The organism is Oleiphilus sp. HI0079 (genome assembly GCF_001635105.1).
Map to the genome: position 1 here is coordinate 1 of NZ_LWFT01000344.1, position 638 is coordinate 638.

The 638-nt window shown below is 44.7% G+C and carries 1 protein-coding gene; it reads right to left on the reverse strand.

Annotated elements, in window-relative coordinates; genetic code table 11:
* The coding region (locus A3750_RS04675) for an O-antigen ligase family protein (RefSeq protein ID WP_197474891.1) at nt 1-638 on the reverse strand (638 nt) is incomplete at both ends.

Consider the following 638-nt stretch of genomic DNA (forward strand, 5'->3'; position numbering starts at 1 on the left):
CGATACACATGAACAAAGTACAAACGCATTGTCCAGCCAACCATCAGCAGAGCGATGGCAACGGCAACTGCTCCCCACTCATATAGCATTTCGAGCAAGAAATTATGAGGATGACCTACACTACTGACACCCGATAGATCTGAATATAGGCCAGGACCAATGCCTAGAAGCAAATGACGCCACTGCAAATGATCAATAACCGATAACCATATCGGAAGCCTTCCCCCATCACTCAAATACTGGGCAGACACAGATGAAGCCTCGTCAAGCTGAAAGCCATTAAGCAGCCCATACGCAGATACAAACGCAACTAACGTATGCACTAACAGACCGACAAGAAGTCTTCTATTAAAAAAGAGCAGCGCGAACAGCATTAACGACCAGCACAATGCGATACCAAGACCACCACCAACGAACATTAACATCAGATTTGCGAACAAAATTAAGTGTGCGGCAACGGCTATGCGCTTTACGGTCAACAAATAACTTAACAGAGGGAGAACGAAAACCTGCGCCTGATTAAAAAAGCGGATGTTGTCGAAGCCAAAATAGACGATCGACGCTTTAATACTGTCTCCCTGAAACACCGCAAAACCAAGAAACAAGGTTGAATAAATGATAACACCAGAATGAAACAC